The sequence below is a fragment of the Streptococcus infantis genome (assembly GCF_001579645.1).
GTDB lineage: Bacteria > Bacillota > Bacilli > Lactobacillales > Streptococcaceae > Streptococcus > Streptococcus infantis_E.
Window position 1 is genome coordinate 658,725 of sequence record NZ_KQ970818.1, and the last position, 4,850, is coordinate 663,574.

Sequence of the window (4,850 nt, forward strand, 5' to 3'; positions counted from 1 at the left end):
GCAAAGACTCTGGGATTTGGAAAGTTTCTTCCGTTACCATCTAGAGAATGATGCCAAGGAATTTGGGAAAGCAGCCTACTTAGAAGCTGTCCAACAAGTTCTTGATGAAATTGGAGTTTTAACCAACGAATCAACTTTTAATCAATATCAAGAAGTTCTAGAACGAGTTGTGAGTATTTCTAAGGATAAGGGTGGCCGTGCTCTTACAAATGCTAGTCGCAAGGCTGAACTTCAAGAACTGAAAGAAGCATACAACCAAGAGAGAAAAGACAAGTTTGAAAAGCTGAACGCATTAAATGACCAAATTACTTTATTGAAATTCCAAGAAGAATATCATCAAGAGTCTTGGGACTTGGCTAAGACTTTCCAAGTTTTCATGAGAGATTTTGTTGACGCCTATCGAAAGCGTAAACGCGAAGAAAATGCCTTCGAATTTGCGGATATTAGCCACTATACCATTGAGATATTAGAAAACTTTCCTCAGGTGCGTCAAGAGTATCAGGAACGCTTCCACGAAGTCATGGTCGATGAGTACCAAGATACCAACCACATCCAGGAAAGAATGCTGGAACTCCTCTCAAACGGTCATAATCGTTTTATGGTAGGAGATATTAAGCAGTCCATTTATCGATTTAGACAGGCAGATCCCCAAATCTTCAATGAAAAATTCCATAGTTTTGCTCAGGATGGCAAAGAAGGTCAGTTAATTCTGCTTAAAGAAAATTTCCGTAGTAGTTCAGAAGTTCTAGATGCTACTAATGACGTCTTTAAACATCTTATGGACGAGGAAGTTGGAGAGATATCTTATGACGGTATGCACCAGCTTGTTTTTGGGAATACTGATATTCAAGCAAATCCTGAAAACAAGGCAGAAGTTCTCTTATATGATAAGGATGATGATAGTGATGACGATGAGGAATTAGTAACCAACAAACTGACTGGTGAAATGCGAATGGTGCTTAAGGAGATATTGCATCTCCACAATGATAAAGGTGTACCCTTCAAGGACATTGCTCTTTTGACTGCAAGCAGAAGTCGCAATGACCAGGTTCTACTTGCTTTGTCTGAGTATGGGATTCCAGTCAAGACAGATGGTGCTCAAAGCAACTATTTACAGTCTTTAGAAGTCCAAGTCATGTTAGACACTCTTCGAGTCATCCATAACCCTCTTCAAGATTTCGCTTTAGTTGCTTTAATGAAGTCTCCTATGTTTAGCTTTGATGAAGATGAATTGGCTCGATTAGCCCTTCAGAAATCCGAGGATAAGGTTCAAGAAAACTTTTATGAGAAACTAGTCAATGCTCAGGAGAAAATTGGTCTTCAAAAGGATTTAATCAAAGCTGAATTACAAAAGAAGCTAGGCTTTTTCATGGAAACCGTTCAAGATTGGCGTTTGTATTCCAAAACGCATTCACTTTATGATCTCATTTGGAAAATTTATAGCGACCGCTTTTACTATGACTATGTTGGTGCTTTACCAAATGGACAGGCCAGACAGGCAAATCTCTACGCCCTTGCCCTAAGAGCCGATCAGTTTGAAAAGAGTAATTTCAAGGGATTATCTCGCTTTATTCGAATGATTGACCAAGTCTTGGAAGCCCAGCATGATCTTGCCAATGTCGCTGTGGCACCACCTAAGGATGCTGTAGAACTAATGAGTATTCATAAGAGTAAGGGGCTTGAGTTCCCTTATGTCTTTATTCTCAATATTGATCAGCAATTTAACAAGCAAGATTCCATGTCTGAAGTTATCCTAAGTCGTAAAAATGGCCTTGGTCTTAAGTACGTAGCTAGAGTAACTACAAATGCAAAAGAGGAATACGTTCCATCTACGATTAAATTATCTATCCCTAGCTTGACCCATACGCAAAATGAAGAAGAACTCCAATTAGCAAGCTATTCTGAACTCATGCGTTTGCTTTATGTAGCCATGACACGTGCTGAGAAAAAATTATATTTAGTTGGAAAAGGTTCTCGTGAAAAGTTAGAAGCCAAAGAATATCCGACAAATGGGCAAGGTCTTTTGACTCGAGAAACTAGACTAGACGCTAGTAATTTCCAAGATTGGATTTGGGCCATTTATCAAGCATTTTCTAAGGAGGATTTGCATTTCACTGTGCGCTTTGAAGGTGAAGAAGACCTAACCAAAGAAGCTATCGGAGAATTGGAAAATAAAAGCCAGCTCCAAGACCAATCCCAAGCAGATAATCGCCAGTCAGAAACCATCAAAGATGCGTTGGAAATGCTAAAAGAAGTGGAAGTATATAACGAAATCCACCGTGCAGCAATCAATCTTCCAAGTGTACAAACTCCAAGTCAGATTAAGAAGTTTTATGAACCAGTTATGGATATGGAAGGTGTAGTAGTAGCTGGTCAAAGTCAACTAAAAGAAAGTACGGTTCAATTCAAGCTTCCTGATTTCTCTAAAACTAAGAAAGTTACTGGTGCTGAGATTGGTAGTGCTACCCATGAACTCATGCAGAGAATTAATCTAGCTAAGAAACCCACTTTAGAGACTTTAACAGAGGCTTTAGAGCAAGTTCAAGTAAGCTCGGATGTCAAATCCAAAATCAATCTAGGAAAGATTTTGTCCTTCTTTGATACGGCTCTAGGTCAAGAGATTCTTGCAAATCAAGATAAACTCTATCGAGAACAACCTTTCTCAATGTTAAAAAGAGACGAGAAGAGTCAAGAAAACTTTGTTGTCCGTGGAATATTAGATGGTTATCTCCTCTACGATGATAAGATTGCTCTCTTTGACTACAAGACAGACCGTTATGAGCATGCTAGTCAGCTTGTTGAACGCTATCGAGGACAATTAGCTCTCTATGCAGAGGCTCTATCTCGTTCATATCAGATAGAAACAGTTGAGAAATATTTGATTCTACTTGGTAAAGACCAAGTAGAAGTCGTTAAACTTTAAAAAGAAAGGAGACATCATGTCCATTCCTGTTAGAAAAAACTTATATGATGCAGTTTTAGAGGCATCTAAAGCCGATACTTGGGAACAAGCTACCAAAGAGTGGAGTGAAGTTTCCTTGATTTTTAATGGAATCGGTCGAAGCAATTGTGTTTGCGGTAATGCTATTAAGTATGCTTATGAACTTTTTAACGGCGTTACTGGCAAACGACTTTTTCCCATTGGGAGTGACTGTGTGCGTCATTTCCAAAGAATTAGCCTAGATCAACAGCTAGAAGAGGAGGAAAAACTTCTCAGAAAGCTTGAAAATCTAACCAGAAAGGCCCAGAAAAAAGAAGTCATTCGAGTTAATAAAACGGATTTTGATGAGCGACTAATCAACTGGCTATGGGAAAAGGGAGCTTTTAAGTCAAATCGAGGTAATCAATTTTCACCAGAAAAGGATTATCAACTCTTTTTGGAAGTTTTTCAAGGTGGAAGTTGGAGTAGGGCAGAGCCTTTGAAGAAAGCTCGTATGGAGGAAGTTCTTGAAAAATTTATCAAACCCTTTCTACTTGGAAAATCTGACGATCAGCTCTATCTTGTTAAACTAGGAAAAGAAAAAATTGACTATGAGCAGGAACTTCGCATCAAGGCTGAAAAGGAGCGAAAGAAGCGAGACAAGATTGCTAAACAATATGCGGATAACCTGGTTCTAGCAATGGGACCAGCTGAACGTGCCTATCAGGATTACTTTGGACTGAGCGAAACACTGACACTAGAAGAGCGCCAGTGGGAAAAGATTCTCTTCGGTAAAAATCGGACAGAACGTTCTATAAAATCAAAACAATACCAAAGAGAACTCGAAAAGGATCAACGCATTGCTAGTCAAGATCCTCTTGAAAGAAAACAAAAGCAAGTCTGGTTACTTAACTCTTATTTTAAGGATATACCCGAAGAAAAAGCTCGCTTTTCCCGACTTCTAATCATGTATCGAAAAACTGGAGAAATTCCATTTTCAACTGACTATCTCTCAAACCCTTTGTTTGACTTTTTCTACAAAATGAAGGCTTTTGAATTTGAAATAGCACCTGATCAGGTACGTGATTTTATAAAGGAATGTTTAGATGCGGAGAATCTATCATCCGCACAAAAATCTTGGATAGAAGGCATTTTAACCAACTGCATCAAACCTTTTTTAGAAAGAATGATAGTATAGCGGTAGTTTTCGTCCTGAATGGATAGGCTCATTATTGTTAAAATTATGTCTCAGAACTATTTTACATAATTCTATTTATGTATAAAATAAAAATGTTTGTATCAACATTAAAAATTAGAAAGAAACTATGTCAAAAGAAATCGATATCGAATATTATCACCAACTAGCCTTGCAAAAACAAAAAGAGCATCGTAAGTTTTTAGGAAATCTAAAGAAGAAAGCTCCTAAAAATTTAGATAAAATTGCGCTTGAAATCCATCAAGAAGTTTTTAATGAAATTGATTGTACAGCCTGCGCTAACTGCTGCAAGAGTCTTGGTCCAGATTTTAAAGAAGCAGATATCACACGTATTGCCAAGTACTTTAAAATGAAGTTGCCAGCCTTTGAAGCAGAGTTTTTGCAGGTAGACGAGGATGGAGATAAGGTCTTCAAATCTATGCCCTGTCCATTTTTAGGAGGTGACAATCTCTGCTCTATCTATGATGTACGTCCCAAAGCTTGTCGTGAGTTCCCACATACAGACCGAAAAAAAATCTATCAAATCAATAATCTGACGATTAAAAACACCTTAACCTGTCCAGCAGCCTATCTCTTTGTTGAAAGGTTAAGAGAAAAACTAGAGTAATTTTCCTATTCTATATTAAATTTTGAGAGTGGGACAGAAATCGGTAATTCGTTAGAATTCGATTTCGTCGTCCCACCTCCGCACAGTTGAGTAGGGCTGTAAAAACT

The 4,850-nt window shown here is 38.1% G+C and carries 3 protein-coding genes; all 3 read left to right on the plus strand.

Going from position 1 to position 4,850, the window contains the following annotated elements:
* The coding region (gene addA / locus SINDD18_RS03150) for a helicase-exonuclease AddAB subunit AddA (protein ID WP_061863037.1) at positions 1-2,923 on the plus strand (2,923 nt) is incomplete at its 5' end.
* Between the two features lie 16 nt (positions 2,924-2,939).
* A complete protein-coding gene (locus tag SINDD18_RS03155; protein WP_061863038.1) occupies positions 2,940-4,118 on the plus strand; it encodes a hypothetical protein in 1,179 nt (392 codons plus the stop codon).
* 127 nt (positions 4,119-4,245) lie between these two features.
* On the plus strand, positions 4,246-4,743 hold the full coding sequence (locus SINDD18_RS03160; protein ID WP_061863039.1) for a YkgJ family cysteine cluster protein: 498 nt from the start codon (positions 4,246-4,248) through the stop codon (positions 4,741-4,743).
* Positions 4,744-4,850: the final 107 nt, after the last annotated feature.

Excerpts from the sequence above, each read along its gene's own strand:
- SINDD18_RS03155 (WP_061863038.1), top strand. The coding sequence starts at position 2,940 with ATGTCCATTCCTGTTAGAAAAAACTTATATGATGCAGTTTTAGAGGCA.
- SINDD18_RS03160 (WP_061863039.1), top strand. The coding sequence starts at position 4,246 with ATGTCAAAAGAAATCGATATCGAATATTATCACCAACTAGCCTTGCAA.